Origin of the sequence: Undibacterium sp. WLHG33, assembly GCF_049544815.1 — a bacterium.
Lineage (GTDB): Bacteria > Pseudomonadota > Gammaproteobacteria > Burkholderiales > Burkholderiaceae_D > Undibacterium.
In genome coordinates this window covers 3,135,180-3,159,289 of the sequence record NZ_CP186697.1, presented here as the reverse complement: position 1 = coordinate 3,159,289, position 24,110 = coordinate 3,135,180, and the positions used below count along the sequence as shown (strand labels likewise).

Sequence of the window (24,110 nt, the reverse complement as noted above, 5' to 3'; positions counted from 1 at the left end):
CCTAGTCTGGAGGCGGAAGATGCTTTTCCATGATGTTATGCGCTAAGATCAATGCTTCACTTGCATAAAGGCTCACGATGAAATGTGCTTTGCTGATTATCGATGTGCAACGCGGTTTGTTTGATCACGAGCCGCGACCTTATGAAGCCGACGTGGTCGTTGACCGCATTAATGTGCTCGCTGACCGTGCGCGCCATGCCGGAACCCCGGTTGTGTTCGTTCAGCATGAAACAGAGAATGACGAACTGGCGTTTGGCTCCGACAACTGGCAACTGGAGCAGCGGCTGGTGCTGGAAGACGGTGACACCATTTTGCGCAAGACGACACCGGATTCCTTTTTGCGTACCGAGCTGGGTAGTCTGCTGGCGAAGTGGAGAACCGAGTTGCTTGTGATTTGCGGGTATGCCAGTGAATTTTGTGTCGATACCACCAGCCGCCGTGCCGCCGCACTTGGTTATCCTGTGATCATCGCTGCCGATGCGCACACCACGCACGACAAGGCACATGCGAGTGCCTTACAGATACGCCGGCATCACAATATCACATTGGAAAATATCACCAGCTTTGGCCCGGTGATACGCGCAATCGACTGCGAGCAGATCGTATTCGGCATCTGAAAGCCTGCGTTGTCTGATGACAGGCGGTGCTGAAAAGCATCGAGCGGTTGCGTACGGGATTGATCATCCAGTAAAAATGCCGGGATTAACCCGGCATTGATACGCTGGCAGAGTGAAAAGCGGAATCAGTCTGCTGCAACCCGTTTCGCGATGTGGGCCAGTGCTTCTTCGACCTGATCAATCAGAATCAGGCACAGATCACCTTCTTCCAGTCTGTCCATTGCCAGATCAATCGCGATAAATTCGCCGTAAATTTCATCAACCCGGCTGGTTTTCGAAGCATTTTTCAAGCCTTCACGCAGCAGGGCGATCACCTCGCCATCAGCGCGGCCGCGCTGACACTGATCCTGATACAGCACGACATCATCAAAGGCTTCACCGAGAATCTGTGTTTGCTGGCGAATGTCCTGATCGCGGCGGTCACCGGCGCCACTGATGACAACCGAGCGACGTTTGGCCGGCATGGTTTCGACAGCACGCACCAGCGCCAGAATCGCATCCGGATTGTGACCGTAATCTGCAATGAGGGTGGCACCGCGGTATTGGAACACATTGAAACGACCAGGTGCATTATCTGCTTCATTCGCAAAGGTTTTCAGGCCGGTGCGGATGTCATCCCAGCCAAGATTGACGCCCCATGCTGCGGCAACAGAGGCCATGACGTTTTCGACCTGAAAGCCGATGCTGCCGTTACGGGTGATAGGGATGTCGGCCAGCGGTATACTGTGGCGGAATTTGCCTTCGGCAGCGATCAGTTCGCCGTTTTCGATATACACGACACGCTTACCTTGTGCACGATGTGCTGCCATGATCGGATGCTGACTGTCAGCAGCAAAGAAAATCACTGCCGACGGGCAATTTGCCGCCATGCTGGCAACGATAGGGTCCGCCGCATTCAGAACGGCATAACCATTATCTGCCACGTTCTGGACGATGACACGTTTCAGAACGGCCAGATCCTCCACCGTCGTGATGTAATTCAGACCGAGGTGATCACCGGAGCCGATATTGGTAACGACGGCAACCTGGCAGCGGTCATAAGCGAGACCTTCGCGCAGGACACCACCACGGGCGGTTTCAAAGACCGCGGCATCCACATCAGGGTGCGATAGCACATTGCGTGCGCTGCGCGGGCCACTGCAGTCGCCGCTATCGATCTGACGGTTGCCGATATAGACACCATCTGTGTTAGTCATGCCGGTACGTAAGCCACTGGTCGTCATCAGGTGAGCGATCAGACGGACAGTCGTCGTTTTTCCATTGGTACCGGTGACGGCAATGATAGGAATACGACCGTCGTCACCATCCTCAAACATGGCGCTGACGATGGCCTCGCCAACAGCGCGTCCTTTGCCGAACGATGGGGAAATATGCATACGTAAACCCGGCGCAGCATTAACCTCGACGATACCGCCATTTTGCTGTTCTATTGGTTTCAGCACGCTGTCTGCCACCAGATCAACGCCGCAGATATCGAGACCGATCATTTGCGCTGCGGCAACCGCACGCGCTGCGACTTCAGGATGGACATCATCGGTCACGTCAGTCGCGGCGCCACCAGTAGAGAGATTGGCATTGTTACGCAAGACGACGCGCTGGCCTTTCGGCGGTACAGAGTCTGCTTCCAGACCTTGTTTTGCCAGACTGGCGAGCGCGATATCATCAAAACGGATTTTTGTCAGCGAGGTGGAGTGACCGCTGCCGCGACGCGGATCTTTATTCACCTGTTCCACCAGCTGACGCACTGACTGTTTGCCGTCGCCGACGACTTGCGGCGGGTCACGACGTGCAGCGGCGACCAGTTTGTTGCCGATCACGAGCAGACGGAAATCGTTGCCCGGCAAGAAGCGCTCAACCAGAATGTCGTCGCGGAACTCGGTTGCAGCATGGTAGCCTGCAACCAACTGTTCACGTGTAGTGACGTTGACGGTGACGCCTTTACCCTGATTTCCATCCTTAGGTTTGACCACCACAGGCAAGCCGATTTCCAGCGCAGCAGCCCAGGCATCGTCGGGGCCATCCACAGAACGGCCAAGCGGTACTGGTACACCGGCTGCATGCAGCAGTTTTTTGGTTAATTCTTTATCTTGCGCGATCGCTTCTGCGATGGCGCTGGTGCCATCCATTTCCGCCGCCTGAATTTTACGCTGCCGCGAACCCCAGCCAAACGCAACGAGGCTGCCATCGGTCAGACGGCGATACGGAATATTACGCGCAACAGCAGCGTTGACAATGGAACCGGTGGATGGGCCGAGGCGCACATCTTCATCGAGTTCGCGCAACTGATCGAGAGCGGCTTGCAGATCAAACGTCGTGTTGTTCAGTGCCGCATTAATCAGTTTTTCTGACAGTTCGAGCGCGAGACGACCGACGGCTTCTTCGGAATATTCAACGACGACCTGAAAAATTCCGGGCTCGACGGTTTGTGTCGTGCGGCTGAAGGTGACCGGACATCCTGCCTGTGCCTGTAAGCCCAGGGTAGTCAGTTCAAACACATGCGCAATCGAGATTGCATCATTGTAGCCAGTCGGTTGCAAAATGCTCAGCTCGGGGAATAACGCACGCAAACGGTCTTCAAAACCGACCAGTTCTGCAATTGAACATTCAGCTTCGTTGCAGGCAACGATGGCTTCTACCGACGTATGATGGCTCCAGAGATTCGGGCCACGCAGGGCACGGATGCGTGATACTTCCATAAAACTTAGTCCTGTTGAAAGGGGCAGTTAATCAGGTAGCGTTGCCGGGGGCGATATATTTTCATCCGTAAAAGCGGCAGGCTACCTGTGTTTTTTATTTAAGTTAATTCAGCGAAATTGATAGAGCGATGAAGCATCCCTGTTTCAATATACTGTCTTCGGGCTGGAATCAAAAGTTCTGAGCCCGGCACCGATCAGCTCCGGACTGACGTCCAGAGCCCAGGCCCCTGCGACCGCAGCCATGATACTTTCAGGCTGTGCAGCTTTGGTCGGTTTCAGCGACGATAGCGGCAGCAGCGCTGTTTCTTCTGCACCACTTGCCAGGACAATATTATTGTCTCGTATGAAAACGACACGTTCGCCCGATGCACGATGTGCTGTGAGAGCATCGAGATGTTCATCCAGTGCGTAGAAAATCACTTTGCCATCACACAACTCGGCCAGATCCGCTACGGCAGGTATTGCGGCATTCAAAACCGCAGTACCGGTGCGCAGCACAACATCAACCTGGGTACGCATAATTTTGCGCATCTGCTCGGCATCGCTGATATAAAACTCACCGAGATCTTCGTGACCATCAAAATCTGTGACGATGCCGACAGTACACTTGTCGTAGGGCAGACCGTCCGTCAACAGCGCGCGCGCATTAGTTTCAAACACCGCAGCTTCCACTGAGCGGTTTATCAGCAAACGTTGGCCGGATTCCCAATTTGCGCAATTGCCTTCGGTGACCAGACGTTTATTCAGGTACAGACCCTGACGGCAGGCAACGCCGGTTTCCTTTCCGGCGATATTCAGCAGACCGCCGATCAGTCTAGAAATCAGGTCGGTATTGCGTGTACCTGCAACGCCGACGATTTGCATGCGACCGGTTTCGTCCTCGGCAAACAGATGATCGACGATCGCCTTGCCAACATCACGTCCTGCACCGTTGGCCGGTTTGATGTGTGCCAGTAAACCCGGGCTGGCATTGACTTCGATGATGGCACCACGTTGTTCAGTCAGCGGGCGGCTGATATCTTCGGTGACAAGGTCAACGCCAGCGATATCCAGGCCGACAATACGCGCAGCAAGCGTGGCTGCATAAGCAACATCGGGATGAATAATCTCAGTCACATCCAGAGCGACGTTGCCATTGAGCTGAATTAATACTTTTTGATTTTCCTGCGGTACGGAATCGGCATCCATGCCCTGACGCTTAAGCTCAAGAATTACTTCTGCAGCAACGGCCGGCTGGATAATATTGAGTGGGAATTCTTCTGTCGTGCCGCGGCGCGGATCGGTATTAATCTGAGTATCAACCAGTTGCTGAACAGTGGATTTTCCATCACCCTTAATCCACAGTGATTCCCCCTTGCCAACGGCAACCACTTTATTTCCAACCACGAGGACGCGATGTTCATCTCCAGCGATAAAGCGTTCGACGATCACACTTTTGCTGTCACCTTTACGTGCTGCCAGATGATAGGCTGCTTCCACGTCTGCCTGCGTCATCAGATTCAGTGATACGCCGCGTCCGTGGTTACCGTCATAGGGTTTTACAACGACAGGCAGGCCGATGTCCTGCGCTTCTTCCCATGCTTCTTCGGCGCTGCGGACGATACATCCTTCAGGTACAGGGACGCCGCAGGCTTTCAAGAGAGTTTTGGTCAGATCTTTATCTGAGGCAATGCTTTCGGCAATGGCGCTGGTACGGTCAGTTTCAGCTGTCCAGATACGGCGCTGTGCTGCACCATGCCCCAGTTGCACCAGATTGCCATCCGTCAGACGCAACGAAGGGATGCCGCGATTCGTTGCCGCATCGACGATGCTGGCAGTGCTCGGTCCCAGGCAACGAGCGTCAACCATGTCACGCAATATATTGAGTCGGGCTTCAAGATCAAATGGCTGATCTTCGATCGCTGCTATCAGCAAATCGCGTCCTGTGGCAAGGGCTGTACGGCCGACTTGCTCTTCACGGGTACGGAACGCCATTTTGTAGACACCGGTAACCCCGGTTGAACGGGTTTGTCCGAAACCTGTGCGCATTCCGGCGAGATTTTGTAATTCCAGTACGATATGCTCAAGGATGTGACCAGCCCAGGTGCCTTCACGCAGGCGCTCAAGAAATCCGCCTCGTTCACCCACACCGCAGCGATGTTCGATTAAGCCCGGCAGCCAGGCTATTAAACGCTCGTACAAACCCGGCAACATATTAGACGGCGTATCTTCCAGCGCCCCTATATCAAGCCACGTTTCTATGACTGGCCGGTAAGTCCAGATATTCGGTCCGCGTAAATGATTTACACGGAGAATGCTGATGTCTTTCTTCTTTGTCGTCATGTAAGTAATTTCTTATAGATCGGGAGCAACAGACCTGATCTTGTCAAATGTAGAGCATTTTCTCTTGTCAGGAAAAATTTTTGCTGAGTTTAAACAAACGAACCAGCTTCACTTTACCGGTATTCATTTATTCATTACAAAGCAGAATAGAAAGACGGTCTTACTGATATACTTGCGCTTTAGCGCAAACAGCATTAATCCTCTTGATCAGTTTCATCTGATTATTCTTCTTTCGATAGAATACCGTAAATTGCTGCTTCCGTGATATGGCTTGCGCCTCTAACGGATTCAAGTAATCGATTTTTTTCAAAAATTCAGTCCTTGTCTAACCACACGGGACACGCTCTTGAGCCGGAGTTTGCTTCACAATGACCACAACAAAAATCAGTGCCGGGCAGCCAGTTTTATCAATTTCGCCGCAATGGCAAAGTGAGCTGAGCAAGCAAATTACTGACAATGAAAACGTTTTAAGTGCTTTTGAGGTTGACCTTGATAATAAGCTTCGCTTTGTCAAGGGCCTGATCGTTGTTACCGACAAAGGCATACGCACATTTCCGGCGGGCGGCGGTGCATGGCAGAGCTGGGATTACAAACCTGGCATGACTCTGACACATCATGATCATGCCGGTGTCGGTCATTTACAACTGAGTGACGGACAAGGCTTGCTGGCAAGCTGGCGCTTTACGCTGGGGCAAAATCTGCACGCGATCCGGCTGTTAGATCATTTCAATGAACAATTGCAAAGTGTTCTGACTGGTCAGCCCGTGATCCGGGCGGAGCAGAATATTTGCCCAAGTTGCAAAGCTGTGCTGGAGCCGGATCAGGAAGAATGTCCGGTCTGCACAAAAGTAATTTATACACCGCCCTCGACCTGGACCTTATTACGTCTGTGGCGTTTTGCTCATCCTTATCGCTTGCAGTTATTTATTGGTTTCGCCCTGATGCTGCTGGGAACTGCGGCGCATATGATTCCGCGTTACCTGACCAAGCCACTGACAGATGAAGTCCTGATTCCGTTCCAGCATAAAGATTTTGTTGACCCTAAGCTGGTGTATCTGTATATCGGCGGGTTGCTCGGATCGGCCATCATCGCCTGGTTGCTGAGCTGGGGTAAGACTTACATACTTGCACTGGTATCGGAGCGTATCGGTGCCGATCTGCGGACTGCGACTTACGAGCACTTGCTGAAATTGTCACTCGAATACTTCGGCGGTAAGCGTACCGGCGACCTGATGTCACGTATTGGTAGCGAGAGTGACCGTATATGTGTGTATCTGTCGCTGCATTTACTCGATTTCGCAACCGATGTGCTGATGTTTATCATGACAGCGGTAGCACTGTTACAGATCAATACCAAGCTGGCGCTGGTGACTTTGTTACCGCTGCCGTTTATCGCCTGGATGATCCATCTGGTCCGTGACAAATTGCGTACAGGCTTCGAGAAGATAGACCGGGTCTGGGGGGAAGTGACCAACGTGCTGGCTGATACCATTCCCGGTATCCGTGTGGTGAAGGCCTTCGCGCAGGAACAGCGTGAAGCAGGTCGTTTCCGTGAGGCGAATAAACATAATCTGGCGGTGAATGACCGTCTGAATAAAGTCTGGTCACTGTTCTCGCCAACGGTTTCTTTCCTGACCGATCTGGGGATTCTGGTGGTCTGGGCCTTCGGTATCTGGCAGGTTGCCCATGAAGAGATTACAGTCGGTGCACTGGTCGCGGCGGTCGCCTTTATCAGTAACTTCTATGGCCGTATCGACTCTATGAGTCGTATCGTATCGGTAACCCAGAAATCGGCATCGGCCGCCAAGCGTATTTTTGATATTCTGGATCATGTGTCGAGCGTGCCTGATCCGCAGGATCCGGTCAAAGTACAAGACGTTCAGGGCAAAATCGAATTGCGTGAAGTAGGCTTCCGTTATGGTAATCGTGCCGTGAATCGCGGTATTTCCCTCACCATACAACCCGGTGAAATGATAGGACTGGTCGGCCACAGTGGTTCTGGCAAGAGTACTCTGGTTAATCTGATTTGCCGCTTTTACGACGTGTCAGAGGGCGCGATTCTGCTCGATGGAAAAGACATACGCTCATACGCAGTATCGGATTACCGCAGTCAGATCGGTCTTGTGTTGCAAGAGCCTTTTCTTTTCTTTGGTACGATTGCTGAGAATATTGCGTATGGCAAACCACATGCAACACGGGATGAGATTATCGCAGCGGCACGGGCTGCTCATGCGCATGAATTCATATTGCGCCTGCCGCAAGGATACGATTCCATGGTTGGTGAACGTGGCCAGGGTTTGTCCGGAGGAGAACGGCAACGTATTTCGATTGCACGGGCGCTGCTGATTGATCCACGTATTCTCATTATGGATGAAGCGACATCATCTGTTGATTCGCAAACAGAAAAAGAAATACAAAAAGCGCTTGATAATCTGGTACAGGGTCGTACCACGATTGCGATTGCCCACCGTTTGTCCACCTTGCATAAAGCGGATCGTCTGGTCGTGCTGGATCGCGGGCAGGTCGTTGAAGTCGGTAGTCATGATGAACTGATGGCGAAACAGGGGGCTTACTATGATTTGTATCAGGCGCAGGCTAGAAACGCAGAATTGGTCGGGGAAGAATAATTAGCATGGCAACAAGTAAATTTGAATTACGGCGCAACTCTTTCGGAAAACTGATACTGACCACTGAAGAGGGGGAAGTGTTTGAAGGGGTCAGCCCGGTGCGCGCATTCCCGATTCAGTCGCCACTGATGAGTATCTCGATGGTTCAGGGGGATGGGCGCGAGGTCGCGTGGATAGATCAGTTATCTGATTTGTCTGATGACACAAAAAACCTGGTTCTGGAAGAGCTTGAGGGACGAGAGTTCATGCCTGAAATTCAACAGATTCTGGATGTCACCAGCTTTGCTTTACCTTGTACATGGAAAGTGCTTACCGACCGTGGCGAGACAGAATTTGTTTTAAAAGGTGACGAAGACATTCGTCGTATCGGCGGGATGTCATTGCTGGTCACGGATAATCATGGCATCCAGTTTTTAATCCGGGATATGTTCAGTATGGATAAACACAGCCGTAAAATTCTGGACCGTTTCTTGTAATACACGATTCAGATGCAGTTATTCCTGCAAAGGGAAACGATAAGCGTACAAATTTGTTTCCCTTTCCTCTCCCGGAAGTACCAGTACCTCTTCTAAAGTAAAACCCAGTTTTTTGAGCAGACTGTTTGATTTGACATTGCCCGGAGAGGTAATTGCAGCAAGTTGGCTCAGACCTAAATCCTGTCTGGCATGCTGCATCGTCGCTCGGGCTGCTTCTATGGCGTAACCCTGTCCGCCATACTGCGGTAAAAATGCATAGCCGATATCAACATTTTGCAGCATTTCGCGCTTGATCAGACCACAGATGCCGATCGCTGTCTGCGTATCTTTGAGTACCACTACGTAAAAACTGAAACCGCATCTGGATTGACTTTCCAGCGGTTTTGTCAGTATCCAGTCGCGCGCCTGATCGAGATTGCGTATACCCCGGTCACCTATGTTTTTGATCCAGCCCGGATCGTTCAGCAATTCAAGCACGAAGGCTGCATCGCTTGTGTTAAAGAGTCTTAAAATCAGTCTGTTGCTTGAAATGATGTGCATAAAATGAGTCAGATAAGGGAAAAAAGCCGATTTTTATTATCGGCCAGGTAACATTTTTTGACAATACGAACAACAGTTTCTTCGGGAAAATTTCGTTCTGTTCAATACTTGAAGTGTAATATTAATTAAACGGTGCGGACGGTTTTATCTTATCTGCTAGCCATCTGAGATATGTTTTTTGATTGATCATGAATGGAGTGCGAACGATGAAGTCACTTAAAACCAGACTGATAGTAGTGATTGCCTTGCTTGTAACGCTGTGTACCGCAGTGCTTACCATTGGCAGCTACCTGAGGATGAAAGCACAGATTGAGAATGACCTGAGTAATGAGATACGCAGCGTCGCGTCGAGCTATAACGCCGTGCTCAGCAACTGGATACAGGTAAATACCTCGTTGATCGATAGTTTGTCCAAAGGCCTGACAGAAGGTAATGATTTGCAGGCCAGCCTTAAAATGGTCAGCCGCGGCGGTAATTTTTTAAGCGTGTATCTCGGGCAGCCAGATAAGACCTTTACTAATTTCCCTGCGAATCCACCGCCGGCTGGTTACGATCCCACCGTTCGCCCCTGGTATAAGGCGGCAATGGATGCTAAGAAGCCTATCGTTACTTCGGCTTACATGGGCGTCAATCCTCCCGGACTGATGATTTCGTTTGCCGCGCCTGTCAACGGCGGCGAGGCTGGCGTGGTTGCTGCTGACGTCTTTCTGACGAAAATAGTGGAGCAGATTCTGACCATTAAACTGGCGGGTGATGGCTATGCGTTTTTACTGGATAAGTCTGGTCAGGTACTGGCGCATGCAGACCAGACCAAAGTATTAAAGCCCGCGAAAGAGATAGCGGTCGAATTGAATCTGGATAATTTGGGTAACCTGTCAAAGCGCACAGATCCGACTCAGGTTGAGATTGCCGGCAAAACCAATTTTCTGTTTTTACAGCCCATCAGCGGCTCCGATATGTATCTGGCGCTGGTGGTGGATAAGCATAAAGCGCTTGCTTCACTGGATCAGCTGCTGCTGATCGCAGCTGTAGTTCTTGCTGTATTGCTGGGCGTGATGGTACCGCTGTCAGCATGGTTGGTTGGCCGCATGATGGCAGGTTTACAGAGGGTTCGCGATGCGATGTCAGAGATCGCTGCCGGTGGTGGTGATCTGAGCCGAAAAATTGAGGTTGAAGGTGAAGACGAAGTTGCTCAGACGGCCAACGCGTTTAACCGCTTCATTGAACAGCTTCGCGTGATGGTGGTTGAAGTACGCAAGGCAACGGAATCAATTACTGTCGGTGCAACAGAAATTGCAACCGGTAATATGGATTTATCAGGACGAACTGAGCAACAGGCGTCTTCCCTTGAAGAAACTTCAGCGAGCATGGAAGAATTGACCGCTGCAGTCAAAAATAATGCCGACAATGCCCGCGAAGCTAACCGGATGGCAGTCAATGCGTCTGATGTTGCCACGCATGGAGGTGAAGTTGTCAGCCGGGTTGTAACCACAATGCATGGAATATCAGACAGCTCGCGTAAGATTGTCGATATTATCAGTGTGATTGAAGGTATTGCTTTTCAAACGAATATTCTGGCGCTGAACGCTGCCGTTGAAGCAGCGCGGGCGGGAGAGCAGGGGCGTGGATTTGCCGTTGTCGCCAGCGAGGTTCGCACACTTGCCCAGCGTAGTGCAGCGGCTGCGCAGGAAATCAAAAACCTGATAGAGGATTCTGTCGCGAAGGTCACTGAGGGGTCTGAACTTGTCGACAAGGCCGGTGAGGCGATGACCAGAATAGTTGCAGCGGTTGATCAGGTTGCTGCGATTATTTCTGAAATCACGTCTGCATCAGCTGAACAGAGTGATGGCATCCAGCAAGTCAACCTGGCTCTGGCGAATATGGATGAAGCGACACAACAAAATGCGGCGCTGGTTGAACAGGCCGCAGCGGCAGCTGGATCTCTGGAGGAACAGGCGAATCTGCTGAAAACCGCGATGTCTGCTTTCCGTATGGAGCAAAGCCAGCCATCGGTGCGCCCCGCTATGGTAAAGCGGGGAGCGCAGCATTCTGGCGCTCCAAGGCTGGATTACGACGAATAAACCGTCTTTCTCTGCATTTAATCAAGGGTGGCAATCACTGGCGCATGATCGGATGGTTGCTCCCATTTACGCGGAATTCTGTCGATGACACATGCAGTGCAGCGCAGAGCCAGCGGTTTGGATAATAAAATATGGTCGATGCGCAGACCTTTATTTAATCTGAATCCCAGAGCACGATAATCCCACCAGCTGTAGGATTTTTCCGGCTGATCAAACTGCCTGAAACTATCCGTCATTCCTAAGTCCAGCAATGCCTGCAACGCTGCGCGTTCTTCCGGGGAGACCAGATTCATCCCCTCCCACGCTGCCGGGTCATGTACGTCGCGATCTTCTGGCGCAATATTGTAATCGCCGAGCAAAGCAAGTTCAGGATAGCGCTGCAATTCTCCTTCCACCCAGTTTTTCAGTGAAGCCAGCCATTGCAGTTTGTACTGAAATTTATCGGAACCGACGGCCTGACCATTGGGTACGTAGGCGCAGATTATCCTCATACCTTGTATTGTGGCGGCAATAATTCGCTGCTGTTCATCTTCAAACCGAGGATTGTTCTTTTGTATATCCGACATAGGGTGTCTGGATAAAATCGCCACGCCGTTATACGTCTTTTGCCCTGTATAAGCAACGTAATAGCCAGCGGCTTCAATTTCTGCCTTTGGAAACTTATCGTCTGTAAGTTTTGTCTCCTGTATGCACAGCACATCCACAGGATTGCTTTCCAGCCATTGCAGGACTTGAGGTAATCTGACTTTCAGGGAATTCACATTCCAGGTGCTTAGTTTCATGGCATTGATATAAAAAAAGAAAACCGCACTCAGGATCACTCCGGGAGCGCGGCTTGTCCGTGGATTAAGCGGATCGCAAATGAAGAGTGTTTATCTCATCAGCCTGCGCGGTTGATCAGGAATGTCGTGAGCAAGGGCACAGGACGTCCGGTCGCTCCTTTTGCTGCACCTGATTTCCATGCCGTACCAGCGATGTCCAGATGCGCCCAGGTATATTTGCGGGTGAAGCGTTCGAGGAAGCAGGCTGCTGTAATACTGCCGCCAGCCGGGCCGCCAATATTGGCCATATCGGCAAAATTTGATTTCAGTTGCTCGTTATATGCTTCTTCTATCGGCATACGCCATGCGGTGTCACCAGTCTCTTTACCAGCAGCCAGCAATTCTGCCGCCAGTTTGTCATGTGCATCATCGTGACGTGTGAATAAACCGGAATTATGATGGCCAAGTGCTGTAACGCAGGCACCAGTCAGTGTGGCGACGTCAATCACTGCCGCCGGTTTGAAGCGCTCCGCATACGTCAGTGCATCACATAAAATCAGGCGACCTTCGGCATCCGTATTCAGGATTTCAATTGTCTGACCAGACATCGATGTGACGATGTCACCAGGACGGGTGGCACTACCGGAAGGCATGTTTTCGCACGTAGGAATAATCGCGATCACATTCAGTTTCAGGTTCATCTCACCGATAGCGCGCATCGTGCCGAGTACGGACGCAGAACCGCCCATATCGTATTTCATTTCATCCATGCCTGCGCCGGGTTTCAGGGAAATACCGCCAGAGTCAAAAGTGATGCCTTTGCCGACCAATACAACTGGAGCGTCTTTGACTTTGCCGCCATTGTGTTTCAGTACGATAAATTTAGGTGGTTCGACTGTGCCGTTGGTGACCGACAAGAAGCTGCCCATTTTGAGTGCCTGAATCTGTTTGCGATCCAGAATCTCAGCGACCATTTTATAATCGGTCGCAATTTTTCTGGCGGTGGTTGCCAGATATGTCGGTGTACAAATGTTTGGTGGAAGATTACCCAGTTCTTTGGTCAGATCCATGCCATTCGCCATGGCTTCGCTTTGCAATAAAGCAGTTTTAGCCGCTGCCGCTTGAGTGGAAGCGACGGCAACAGTGATTTTTTTGACTCCGGTAGTTGCCGTGTCTTTTTTGCTTTTCAAGCCGTCCGTCCGGAAAGTACTTTCGCGGAAAGCCAGAACGGTTGTGCGCACAGACCATGAAATGTCACGATCTTTTACTTCCGGCAACGCAATAACGACATCATTTGCACCAAGGTTTGCTAAACTGCGGGCCGCGGCTTGCACTGCTTGCTGAAACGCTTTTTCTGAAACCGTATCGGCTGCTTCACCGAGACCAACTAGTAACACCCGTTCTGCTGCCGTTTCTGCGACGTTACGGAGCAATAATGAGGAACCCGGTTTGCCGCTGATGTCACCGGATTTCAATGCTGCGGCAATGAGGCCTTGCTTGTCCAGACTTGCTGCTGCGGCAGACAGTTTTTTATTTTCGAATACGCCGGCGACGATACAGGCAGTTTTCATCGTCTTGTAGGCAGTTGAGGCACTTTTTGCGTCGATTGTTTTTATGCTAAAGTCCACTTATTACTCCTCTTGGTAAGTCTCGTAAAACAGGCATTATAATCCCTCCCATGATTTTTCAACGCTCGCTCAGACGCGAATTACTCAGTGCCGCAGGCGCCGTCTTTGCAACACTTTTCGTCATCACGATTACGGTGATGCTCATCAAAATACTCGGACAAGCCGCCGGCGGAAAAGTTGCATCTGGCGATGTACTTGCGCTGATCGCGTTCACGTCTCTGATGAACATGCCGATTTTGCTGATTCTGACCGGCTTTATTTCGGTGCTGCTGGTGGTGACCAGGGCATATCAGGATTCTGAAATGGTGGTCTGGTTTGCTTCAGGGCTGAGTCTGCGGCAATGGATAGGCCCGGTCTTACGCTTCGGTATGCCATGGATAGTTTTAACGGGTTTGCTCAGTTTTATCGTCACTCCGTGGGCGAACCAGCAAAGTGTGGAATTTCGCGAGCGCTACGATAAACGCTCGGATATTGCCAAAGTCTCGCCGGGTAAATTTCAGGAATCTTCGTCTTCGGATCGTGTGTTTTTCGTTGAAGAAGTCGCCGGCGATCTGAGCAAGGTGCAGAATATTTTTATCAATACCGTTCGCGATGGAAAGTCGAGTGTGGTTGTCGCCAAAGAAGGCATGATAGAGATTGATAAATACGGTGATAAATTTCTGGTGATGAGCCAGGGTAGTCGTTACGATGGCTTGCCTACCGCGCCCGACTTTCAAATGATGCAGTTCCAAAAATACGGCGTTCTCGTTTCAAGTCAGAATGGTCCTATCGTTGGTGATCAGTCGGCCAAATCGATGCCGCTGACAATATTGCTCGATAAGCCTGATGCTAATAAAAAAGCGGAATTTTTGTGGCGGATTTCACTGCCGCTGATGTGTACAGCGTTGATGTTACTGGCGATTCCGCTCGGGTATGTGAATCCGCGCGTGGGACGCTCGGCGAATTTAATTGTCGCCTTGCTGGTCGTGATTATTTATCTGAACGTGGTCAACATCTTTCAGGCGATGGTATCGCAGGGACGCATTGAATTTTCTGTGGCATGGTGGCCAGTGCATCTGATAGCTATCTTGATGACATTAGTCTTGTTTTTCTGGCGAATTGAAGTCAATCATCGCTGGCATCCGCTGGTATTGTGGTCCAGAGGTAAAGCTTGTTTACGTAGCAAAGAGAAAGAAAGCGTCGCATGAGAATTTTGCAAAAATATTTTGCCTCAGAGATCGTGCGTGCGGTTCTCTTCGTCATGGTCGCCTTGCTTGCCTTATTTTCCTTTTTTGATCTGATGAGCGAATTGCCGTCAGTGAATAAAGGTGGTTATCGTCTGCAACATGCGCTGCTGTACGTCAGTCTTGGTATGCCGGGCTACATTTACGAATTTATGCCAATTGCCGTTCTGATCGGAACGATTTATGTGCTTGCGCAGTTTGCATCGAATTCTGAATTCACCATCATGCGGGCAGCGAGTATGTCAACGGTGATGGCCGGAACGATATTGATCAAAATCGGCCTGGTATTCGTTGCTCTGACTTTTCTTTTTGGTGAGGTGATTGCACCTTATTCGACCAAGCTGGCCGAGCGCATCAAACTGACAGCGATTGGTGCGTCTGAAACTCAGCAATTCAGAACGGGCCTGTGGACGAAAGACCTGATTCGTGAACATGGTCTCAGCGGTGAAGTGATTGGCTCGCGTTTTCTGAATGTCAGGGAAATTCTGCCTAATCGTCAATTAAAAGACGTAAAGATGTTTGAGTTTGATAAAAATTTTCAACTCGTACGAGAAGTTACTGCCGGCAGTGCAGTATATCAGGGCAGTAACGTCTGGCGCTTGTCGGATGTGATTGAAACCTCGTTTCCCAAGACATTGTCAGCCGAAGATATCGCCAACGTAAAAAGCCAGCCGTTAAGCACCAGCGACATGGTCTCTGAGGTCACGCCGGATATTCTTTCGGTCTTGTTCGCTGATCCAGATCGTATGTCCGCACTGGATCTGGCCGCCTACACTCAGCATCTGAATGACAATAAACAAGACAGTGAACGTTATGAAATCGCATTCTGGAAGAAAGTAACCTATCCGTTTGCAACGCTGGTCATGATGGCCTTAGCCTTACCGTTTGCCTACTTGCATGTACGCAGCGGTGGGATCAGCCTGAAGATATTCAGCGGCATCATGATAGGCATGGTGTTTTACCTGATTAACAGCTTATTTTCACATATAGGCTTACTGAACACCTGGCCAGCTGCCGTGACCGCTCTGGTACCCAGTGTTTTATTTTTAGGGTTGGCGCTGGCAGGCCTGCGCTATGTTGAAAGAAACTGATGAATAAAACTTCGGCATTGATACTTTTTGCGCATGGCGCCCGTGATCCGCGCTGGGCTGGTCCGTTTCAGCGCTTACAAAAAATGACCCAGGAAGCCTCTCCAGACATCAGTGTGGAGCTGGCATTTTTAGAATTCATGTCACCGGCCTTGCCTGAGCTTGTGCGCCGTCTCACAGCGGATGGAATTCGCAATATCACTGTCACACCGATTTTTTTGGGACAGGGTGGTCACGTTTTACGCGATTTACCGGTATTGCTGGAACAGTTACGCACCGAATATCCTGCACTTGAACTGAAGCTGGCAACAGCCGTCGGCGAAGATGAAACTGTACTGAACGCGATCCGGGATTATTGCCTCAGCCAGATATAAGTCGTATTCGGCGCTATCAGGCAGTATTACCAGCATTATTATCTAATGACTGCTGGTAATCTGTTTGCTCAGTTTGACGGGGGCGCATCGCTTCCCCCATCATCACCAGCACCGGGCCGCTACCGGTTGGCAAACCCCGTGCTAATTCACCGAGGTTCAGGCTGGTCTGATGCTCATCCTTCCGGCTGCAGTTTTCAACGATACGGACAGGCCAGCTGGCTGGGTAGCCGGCATCCAGCATACGCTGTGCGGTCAGCATCGCCTCACGCCCCCCCATATACTGAACCAGCGTATCGCAATCAGGAATGCGGGTGTCTGCTGTTTCCCCCGGGGCTGTACTGGACGTGAATAAGGCGACACTGCGTGCGACGCCACGTTTGGTCAGTGGTTGGCGGATGCTGGCTGCAGCGGCGAGTGCCGTTGTAATGCCCGGAACAATGTCGTATGCAATCCCCGCTTTTTCTAACGCAGTCAGCTCTTCATCTGCACGTCCGAACAGCATAGGATCTCCCCCTTTCAGTCGTACGACCAGCTGGTATTTGGATGCGTTCTCGATCAGCTGCTGATTGATATGTTCCTGTGCGGCTGAGCGCTGACCACTGCGTTTGCCGACGGGGATTTTAACTGCTTGCCGGCAAAGTTCCAGCATTTCATTAGTGACTAAAGCGTCATACAGCACGACATCTGCGCTCGCCAGCAAGCGAGCACCGCGCACCGTGATAAGGTCTGCGGCACCCGGTCCCGCACCAATCAGATAGACCCTGCCGTATGACGCTGTCATCGCGTTAAGCTTCCAGACGAATCATGCCTGCCGCAACGGTCTGGTGCGTGACTTCATCGATCAGGATGAATGCGCCTGTCGAGCGCAAATCATCGTAAGCATCGGCCGCCAATGCTTGCTGAACATTGATGGAGACCGTCGCAATATCATTCAGTTTCAGACTGTCGGCCGGATGCCGTTGCTGTGTATTGATGTCGAGCAGCGTATCAATGGCAGTCACTCTGGCAGAGACTTGGTGGGTCGTGTGTTTTAGTATGTATTTGCGACGCACATCCAGAGCATCTTCTGACAACCAGCATAAATCTGCTTTGACTGTTTTTAGCAGTGTCGCGGGACGATCTGCACCTGCCAGCATGTCGCCACGGGAAATATCCAGATATTCATTCAACAGTATCGTCACTGACTGGCCCACAACTGCGGTGTTCAGTGAGCCATCCAGTGTCAGTATGTCTTTGACCGTGCCAGTCTGGCCACCAGGCTGAACGATCAGTTTATCGCCCTTGCTGACTTTTCCTGCTTCTATGCGACCCATATAACCGCGGAAGTCGTTTGCTTCATGGCCGTTGTGACGCGCCACCAGTTGCACCGGAAAACGGAACGGTTCATCGTGGCTGGCATCGTAGACGCTGAGTGATTCCAGCAGGTCAATCAGAGTTGGTCCCTGATACCAGGGCATTTTATCGGTCGCTGTTACTACGTTATCACCTGCCAGTGCGGACAACGGCACTGCATGAATATCGGTCAGCCCTAACTGTGTTGCGAATTTCTTGTATTCGGCGACGATGCGGTCATAGACGCTCTGATCATAGTTGACCAGATCCATTTTATTGACCGCAACGATCACATGTTCAATCTTGAGTAAATGCGCGATCGTTGAATGGCGTTTGGTTTGCACCAGCAGATCAACGCTGCCATCCGCATTCAGCTTCACTTTCGAGACATCGACCAGAATAATGACGGCATCGGCAGTCGATGCACCTGTCACCATGTTGCGTGTGTATTGCTCGTGACCTGGAGTATCCGCGATAATGAATTTACGTTTGGGCGTGGCGAAATAACGGTAGGCGACATCAATCGTAATGCCTTGTTCACGTTCCGCTTCCAGACCATCGGTCAGCAAAGAAAGGTCTATCGTGTCGCCGACAGTGCGCTTATGTTTGGCGCGGGAAATTGCATCGAGCTGATCTGCAAAAATCCCTTTGCTGTCAAACAGCAGGCGACCGATTAAAGTACTTTTACCGTCATCAACTGAACCTGCCGTGATGAAACGTAACAAGCCGCGTTCTTTATTGACATTGGCGTTTATTTGTTCAACGGCACTCATTAGAAATATCCTTCTTTTTTACGTTTTTCCATCGATGCTTCTGATGTCTGGTCATCCATGCGGGTTGCGCCGCGTTCGGTAATTTGTGTGATCGCTGTTTCCGCAATAATTGCCTCAACTGTCGCGGCATCGGACGAGACCGGGCAGGTGCAGGAAATATCGCCGACGGTACGGAAACGCACGATCTGTGTTTCTACGGCTTCACCTTCACGCGGCGGCGTCAGATCGGTCAGCGGCACCAGCAAGCCATTGCGCGGAATGACCTGGCGTTCGTGGGCGAAATATATTTGCGGCAGTTCGAGTTTTTCGCGCGCGATGTATTGCCAGACGTCCAGCTCGGTCCAGTTTGAAATCGGGAAGACGCGCATGTTTTCGCCCGGATGTACGCGGGTGTTATATAAATCCCATAATTCAGGGCGTTGCGCTTTCGGGTTCCATTGGCCGAATTCATCACGGAAAGAAAAAATGCGTTCTTTTGCGCGGGCTTTTTCTTCGTCGCGACGCGCGCCACCAATGCAGGCATCAAATTTGTGTTCAGCGATGGTTTCCAGCAATGTCACCGCCTGCGCCGCGTTGCGTGAATCCGTTGCCGGATTGCGCAGGCGCACGGTGCCACGCTTGATGGATTCTTCAACCGAGCCGACGATCAGCCGCTCACCGAGTTCAGTGACGCGTTTGTCGCGAAAGGCAATCACTTCAGGGAAGTTATGGCCCGTATCGATATGTACCAGCGGAAACGGAAATTTACCCGGACGGAAAGCTTTTTCAGCCAGACGCAATAAGACGATGGAGTCTTTGCCTCCGGAAAATAAGAGTGCAGGGTTACTGCATTCAGCAGCGACTTCGCGCATGATATGGATGGCTTCAGATTCCAGCCAGTCCAGATGGCGATTGCTCGCAGCATCAATAAAATGGTGTTCGACGACAGTATTCATGATCACTTCTCGTTTCTTTGTCAACTCAGGGTCTGCAGTTTCAGCCCGCTTGCACGGTTTGCTTATTTAGTTTGCCGGTTTTATACGGATCAGTTTGCCATCGACGACATGCAAACCACATTCTTTTGATTCAGGATTTTCCCACCACCAGCGACCTGCGCGTACATCTTCTCCTGGCTGTATCGCTCTCGTACAAGGCTCGCACCCGATCGATGGAAAGCCTTTGTCGTGCAAAGGGTTGTACGGAACATGATTGCTGCGGATATAGTGCCAGACATCTTCTTCCGACCAGTCCGCCAGCGGGTTGAATTTTTGCATGCCATGCGCGATGTCGTCTTCCTGTACCGCGAGTTCGGTACGGGTGGCAGCCTGCGCGCGGCGCTGTCCTGTCACCCAGGCTTTTTTTCCTGCGAGCGCGCGATTCAGTGGTTCGACTTTGCGAATACGACAACATTCTTTACGCAGTTCCACGCTGTCATAAAATGCATTCAAGCCGTGTTGCTGGACATAGGCATCAACGGCCGCGGCCTCCGGCTTGAATAGCGTGATCGCAGTACCGTAAGTATTTTTAACCGCATCCAGCATCCCCAGTGTTTCTGCGTGCAGGCGACCGGTTTCCAGAGAAAATATGCCGATGTTCAGTTTGTTGCGCAAAATGAGATCGGTCAGCACCATATCTTCTGCCGCCAGACTCGATGCGAAAACTGCCGGCGTAAATTCTGCAGCAATTTTTTCGAGCGTTGCTTTGGTTGTTGCCAGTCGTGTGTCAAAGTCAGTCATCTGGCGACTCCTGGACGTTCAGCGCGACGGAACAGGGGATTTTTTTCATCCCAGGAAGTCTGATATTTCTCAGAGAAATCGGTCAGACCCTTGATCGCATCATGGATATTTTTGTCGGCGCGCACAGCGAAGGCATTGAAGCCTACGCGCTGCATGTAGAACAGCTGGTCACGCAGCACATCACCAATCGCGCGCAACTCGCCGCTAAAACCAAAGCGTGAACGCAGGTTATAAGCGATGGAATAGCCACGCCCATCAGCGAATTTCGGGAAATCCACCGCGAGCAGGTTGAAACGGGCAATGTCGCCCCCTAAATCTTTTGCCTGTTCGTCGCTGGAAAACCAAACCCCAATATCTGTGCGCTTTTCGAGCACATTTCGTTGTAACAGCCAGACTTTGAGTGGTACGATGACTTTGCCTGCCGGTACACCGACTGCATCCGGTGTCTCATTTTCTGCCAGCCGCAATACTGTCCAGTCATCCTGAACGATGGCTTTGTCTTTGATAATCTCTTGCATCATCTACTTTCTTCTGTCGCAGTTTAATAAGCCACCGGCGAACCAGCGTCTTCACCATAGTGTTCGGTCGTTTTGATCGGTGTCGCATAGACAAAGTCTTTGAACGGTCCGATACCCAGACGTTGCGCGGTATCGATGAAGCGCTCGTTATCGATGCGTTCACGGAGATACACCTGAATGATACGATCGATGACTTCCGGCATTTGCCCTGCAGAGAACGAAGGTCCGATGATTTTACCGATCGCTGCATTATTGCCTTGCGCGCCGCCTATCGATACCTGATACCACTCGCTGCCGTCTTTATCGACGCCGAGTATGCCGATGTTGCCAACGTGATGATGACCACAGGCATTGATGCAACCCGACATATTCAATTCAAGGTCACCGATATCATGCAGATAATCCAGATCGTTGAAACGATCAGTAATATCCAGCGCAATCGGAATCGACTTCGCATTTGCCAGCGCGCAGAAATCACCACCCGGGCAGCAGATCATATCGGTCAGCAGGCCGATATTCGGTGTTGCCAGACCATGTGCTTTTGCCTCTTGCCACAAATCGAACAGCGCTGATTGCTGCACGTCGGCCAGTACCAGATTTTGCTCATGCGTGACACGCAGTTCACCAAAGCTGTAACGATCAGCCAGATCTGCCACAAAGTCCATCTGGTCTGCTGTCGCATCACCAGGCGGAACGCCGGGCTTTTTCAGTGATAAAACGACGCTGGCGTAACCGGCAACTTTATGTGGTTTCACATTACGTTTAACCCAGTTAGCAAAGGCCTTGTTGTCTGCTTGATGTTGTTCGTAAGCGGCATCGCTCACCGGCAGGCTGGCGTACGCAGGTGCCGTGAAAAAGGACGAGACGCGGCGGAACTCCGCCTCGGTCAGCGTCGCCGGACCATCTTTAATTTGCGCCCATTCTTCTTCCACTTGCTGCGCAAAGACATCGGCACCTATCGCTTTCACCAGTATCTTGATGCGTGCTTTGTATTTGTTGTCGCGGCGGCCGTACTGATTGTAAATACGTAGTATCGCTTCCAGATACGTCATCACATGTTGCCACGGCAGGAAATCACGGATCACGGTGCCGAGGATAGGCGTGCGTCCCATACCGCCGCCGACCATGACTTTAAAGCCGATTTCGCCAGCATCGTTCTGCACCACGGTCAGACCGATGTCATGCACCGCAATTGCAGCGCGGTCTTCTTTGGCGCCATTAATCGCAATTTTGAATTTACGTGGCAAATAGGCAAATTCCGGATGAAATGTGGTCCATTGACGCAAAATTTCTGCATACGGACGCGGGTCGATCAGCTCGTCCGCTGCCACACCGGAAAATTCGTCGGACGTGATATTGCGCATGCAGTTACCGGAAGTCTGAATCGCATGCATTTCAACAGTCGCTAATTCTTCCAGTATTTCAGGGGAATCTTCCAGATTAATCCAGTTGAACTGAATGTTCTGACGTGTCGTGAAATGGCCATAACCACGATCATACTTACGCGCGATAAACGCAAATTTGCGCAGCTGATCAGAAGACAGCATGCCGTATGGAACGGCAATACGCAGCATGTACGCATGGCGCTGATGGTATAAACCATTTTGCAAACGTAAAGGCAGGAATTCTTCTTCTGTCAGTTCGTTGGCGAGACGGCGACGTACCTGATCGCGATATTGCGCAATACGTTCTTTGATGATTTGGTGATCGTGTTGGTCGTAACGATACATCTTGTGTGTCCTTAAAATACGCTTGGGATCGCGCTGTCTGAATGATTGATTACAGTATGAGTTTGGCGGCAACCAGCGTCAGCGTTGTCGCGAGTATGCCACGTAACAATTTTTCCGGTACCGCCCGTGCTGCGAGCGAACCCAAGGTAATGCCGGGGAGCGAGCCTATCAGCAATGCTCCCAGCAATGCCCAGTCTATCGATCCCAGCCACCAGTGTCCGAACGCAGCAATCGCGGTCAGTGGAACGGCATAGGCGATATCTGTACCTGCAATATGTGCTGACGACATTCTCGGATACAGCATCACCAGTAAGGTTGCGCCAATAGCACCCGCGCCGATGGAGGAAATCGTCACTAGTGTGCCGAGCAGCGCACCGGAAAAGATGGTGGCCGTATCCAGTTTGCGCCCGTGCAATTGTTTTTCCGGATGTTCATTCAGCCACGCCAGCATCTTGCTTTTAAAGAGCAGCGCAAGCACGGTCAGTAAGACGGAGCCAGCGATAGAGTAACGGATGAGCTGACCAATTTCTTTGTTCAATCCGCCAAAATACTTGAGACCGAAGGTGGCGAGGATCGCCGCAGGCAAAGCGCCTAAACACAGCAGGCGCACCACGCGCCATTCCACAGTACCGCGTAAACGGTGCGTCAATGTGCCGGTGGCCTTGGTTATGGAGGCGAATGCAAGGTCGGTGCCAACTGCTACAGTCGGGGAAACGCCAAACAACAGGGTCAGCAGGGGCGTCATTAACGAGCCCCCACCGACACCTGTCAGTCCGACCAGGGTGCCAACTGCAAAACCGGAAAATATATAAGTTAAATTCATGTCGCCCCACAATAAGTACATGGGATCGTAATGAAATTCAGCGCTATTCCAAACTACTTAGTATTTATTTGCTTATATGTTGTTTTGATATATCGATATTTGCTGATGTTTGATCGCGATGCTGTGCTCCTCACGCTCCGGATGGGGGCGCGATTCGCTTCAAATTAGGGCCTTATCGCCACAGACCGGGGTATCCGGAATTCGCCTGACTGAGATAATATGATTTCTGGTCACGGTAGCAGCCCATTGACTGATGGGCAATGCGTTGCAACGACGACATAGCAGGGTATTCATCATGCGCAATTCGATCACTGACAACAAGCGATGTTTTTTCACGGCAGTGTGCTGCGTTCTTTTGATAAGCACGGCATTTGCTTTACCTGCTGCGTGGTACAAGTGGAAAAGCAAAATCAAAGAGGCAGAACTCTGTTCGCAGACTTCGCCCGGTGAAGGCTGGGAACGCGTTGCTGGACCTTATCAGGATGGGCGATGTGAAAAGCTGAAAAATGAATGATGACTTTTTTCTGCTTATATGCAACAACAACTGAAGACGCTGAACGATCAATCTGAAGCCTCCGCCGTCATTAGCGGGGGCTTTTTAACGCGCTCATCCCGGCGTTTATCTGCGTTTGCTGACTGGCGTCGCCTGCACGCCGGCAGTGACGAGAGAAATCGTTCATCGGAATTTGTATAAATAATCGCGTTTTAATTCGTTTTCCACTCTTAGGGATTTCGCTACAGTTTTGTCATAACGATGTTTATTCAATACATCGTTTGCTTTGAAAG

19 protein-coding genes are annotated in these 24,110 nt (G+C 51.0%); 7 read left to right on the top strand and 12 right to left on the bottom strand.

The annotated features are described in order from the left end of the window. The first annotated feature begins 77 nt into the window (after positions 1-77). A complete protein-coding gene (locus ACOTSW_RS14345) occupies positions 78-617 on the top strand; it encodes a cysteine hydrolase family protein (protein ID WP_423679741.1) in 540 nt (179 codons plus the stop codon). A gap of 125 nt (positions 618-742) precedes the next feature. On the opposite strand, the gene cphA (ACOTSW_RS14340) is transcribed toward ACOTSW_RS14345, so the two are convergent. Both cphA (ACOTSW_RS14340) and cphA (ACOTSW_RS14335) read right to left on the bottom strand, forming a co-directional pair. Then, a complete protein-coding gene (gene cphA, locus ACOTSW_RS14340) occupies positions 743-3,313 on the bottom strand; it encodes a cyanophycin synthetase (RefSeq protein ID WP_423679739.1) in 2,571 nt (856 codons plus the stop codon). A gap of 144 nt (positions 3,314-3,457) precedes the next feature. After that, a complete protein-coding gene (cphA, locus tag ACOTSW_RS14335) occupies positions 3,458-5,635 on the bottom strand; it encodes a cyanophycin synthetase (RefSeq protein ID WP_423679738.1) in 2,178 nt (725 codons plus the stop codon). Between the two features lie 368 nt (positions 5,636-6,003). On the opposite strand from cphA (ACOTSW_RS14335), the gene ACOTSW_RS14330 reads away from it, so the two are divergent. Both ACOTSW_RS14330 and ACOTSW_RS14325 read left to right on the top strand, forming a co-directional pair. Further along, positions 6,004-8,262: an ABC transporter ATP-binding protein gene (locus ACOTSW_RS14330; protein WP_423679737.1), complete on the top strand. Its 2,259-nt coding sequence runs from the start codon at positions 6,004-6,006 to the stop codon at positions 8,260-8,262. 5 nt (positions 8,263-8,267) lie between these two features. Further along, positions 8,268-8,738: a DUF1854 domain-containing protein gene (locus ACOTSW_RS14325; RefSeq protein WP_423679736.1), complete on the top strand. Its 471-nt coding sequence runs from the start codon at positions 8,268-8,270 to the stop codon at positions 8,736-8,738. A gap of 18 nt (positions 8,739-8,756) precedes the next feature. Here ACOTSW_RS14325 and ACOTSW_RS14320 read toward each other — a convergent pair whose 3' ends face one another. Then, entirely contained in the window at positions 8,757-9,278 is a 522-nt protein-coding gene (locus tag ACOTSW_RS14320; protein WP_423679735.1) for a GNAT family N-acetyltransferase, read from the bottom strand. A 206-nt stretch (positions 9,279-9,484) separates the two neighbouring features. On the opposite strand from ACOTSW_RS14320, the gene ACOTSW_RS14315 reads away from it, so the two are divergent. Next, complete coding sequence (locus ACOTSW_RS14315) at positions 9,485-11,359, top strand: methyl-accepting chemotaxis protein (RefSeq protein ID WP_423679734.1); 1,875 nt, start codon at positions 9,485-9,487, stop codon at positions 11,357-11,359. Between the two features lie 17 nt (positions 11,360-11,376). Here ACOTSW_RS14315 and xth read toward each other — a convergent pair whose 3' ends face one another. Together xth and ACOTSW_RS14305 are read right to left on the bottom strand one after the other, a co-directional pair. Beyond that, positions 11,377-12,141, bottom strand: coding sequence for an exodeoxyribonuclease III (gene xth, locus ACOTSW_RS14310; protein WP_423679733.1), 765 nt, complete (start codon positions 12,139-12,141; stop codon positions 11,377-11,379). A 98-nt stretch (positions 12,142-12,239) separates the two neighbouring features. Then, positions 12,240-13,748 (bottom strand): leucyl aminopeptidase, encoded by a 1,509-nt coding sequence (locus ACOTSW_RS14305; protein ID WP_423679732.1) that lies wholly within the window; start codon positions 13,746-13,748, stop codon positions 12,240-12,242. A 50-nt stretch (positions 13,749-13,798) separates the two neighbouring features. On the opposite strand from ACOTSW_RS14305, the gene lptF reads away from it, so the two are divergent. Genes lptF through ACOTSW_RS14290 form a run of 3 tightly spaced genes read left to right on the top strand, consistent with a single transcriptional unit; the run spans position 13,799 to position 16,433 of the window. Further along, positions 13,799-14,935 carry an LPS export ABC transporter permease LptF gene (gene lptF, locus ACOTSW_RS14300; protein ID WP_423679731.1) on the top strand — a complete coding sequence of 379 codons (1,137 nt, stop codon included), beginning with the start codon at positions 13,799-13,801 and terminating at the stop codon, positions 14,933-14,935. Continuing rightward, the gene (gene lptG, locus ACOTSW_RS14295) at positions 14,932-16,062 is read left to right on the top strand and encodes an LPS export ABC transporter permease LptG (protein WP_423679730.1); all 1,131 of its coding nucleotides are present in this window, start codon (positions 14,932-14,934) and stop codon (positions 16,060-16,062) included. The genes lptF and lptG overlap by 4 nt, the downstream gene beginning before the upstream one ends. Next, positions 16,062-16,433 carry a sirohydrochlorin chelatase gene (locus ACOTSW_RS14290; RefSeq protein ID WP_423679729.1) on the top strand — a complete coding sequence of 124 codons (372 nt, stop codon included), beginning with the start codon at positions 16,062-16,064 and terminating at the stop codon, positions 16,431-16,433. The genes lptG and ACOTSW_RS14290 overlap by 1 nt, the downstream gene beginning before the upstream one ends. Positions 16,434-16,449: 16 nt before the next feature. Here ACOTSW_RS14290 and cobA read toward each other — a convergent pair whose 3' ends face one another. From cobA to ACOTSW_RS14255, 7 genes are all read right to left on the bottom strand, one after another. Further along, positions 16,450-17,214, bottom strand: a complete 765-nt coding sequence (gene cobA, locus ACOTSW_RS14285) for a uroporphyrinogen-III C-methyltransferase (protein WP_423679728.1) — start codon at positions 17,212-17,214, stop codon at positions 16,450-16,452. Between the two features lie 4 nt (positions 17,215-17,218). Continuing rightward, complete coding sequence (locus ACOTSW_RS14280) at positions 17,219-18,538, bottom strand: sulfate adenylyltransferase subunit 1 (protein WP_423679727.1); 1,320 nt, start codon at positions 18,536-18,538, stop codon at positions 17,219-17,221. Further along, complete coding sequence (gene cysD, locus ACOTSW_RS14275) at positions 18,538-19,473, bottom strand: sulfate adenylyltransferase subunit CysD (RefSeq protein ID WP_423679726.1); 936 nt, start codon at positions 19,471-19,473, stop codon at positions 18,538-18,540. The genes ACOTSW_RS14280 and cysD overlap by 1 nt, the downstream gene beginning before the upstream one ends. Positions 19,474-19,539: 66 nt before the next feature. Beyond that, positions 19,540-20,253, bottom strand: a complete 714-nt coding sequence (locus tag ACOTSW_RS14270) for a phosphoadenylyl-sulfate reductase (RefSeq protein WP_423679725.1) — start codon at positions 20,251-20,253, stop codon at positions 19,540-19,542. Beyond that, entirely contained in the window at positions 20,250-20,771 is a 522-nt protein-coding gene (locus ACOTSW_RS14265; protein ID WP_423679724.1) for a DUF934 domain-containing protein, read from the bottom strand. Before ACOTSW_RS14265 ends, ACOTSW_RS14270 begins: the two co-directional genes overlap by 4 nt. 23 nt (positions 20,772-20,794) lie before the next feature. Further along, positions 20,795-22,501 (bottom strand): nitrite/sulfite reductase, encoded by a 1,707-nt coding sequence (locus ACOTSW_RS14260; RefSeq protein ID WP_423679723.1) that lies wholly within the window; start codon positions 22,499-22,501, stop codon positions 20,795-20,797. A 49-nt stretch (positions 22,502-22,550) separates the two neighbouring features. After that, positions 22,551-23,324, bottom strand: coding sequence for a sulfite exporter TauE/SafE family protein (locus ACOTSW_RS14255; RefSeq protein WP_423679722.1), 774 nt, complete (start codon positions 23,322-23,324; stop codon positions 22,551-22,553). Between the last annotated feature and the right edge of the window lie 786 nt (positions 23,325-24,110).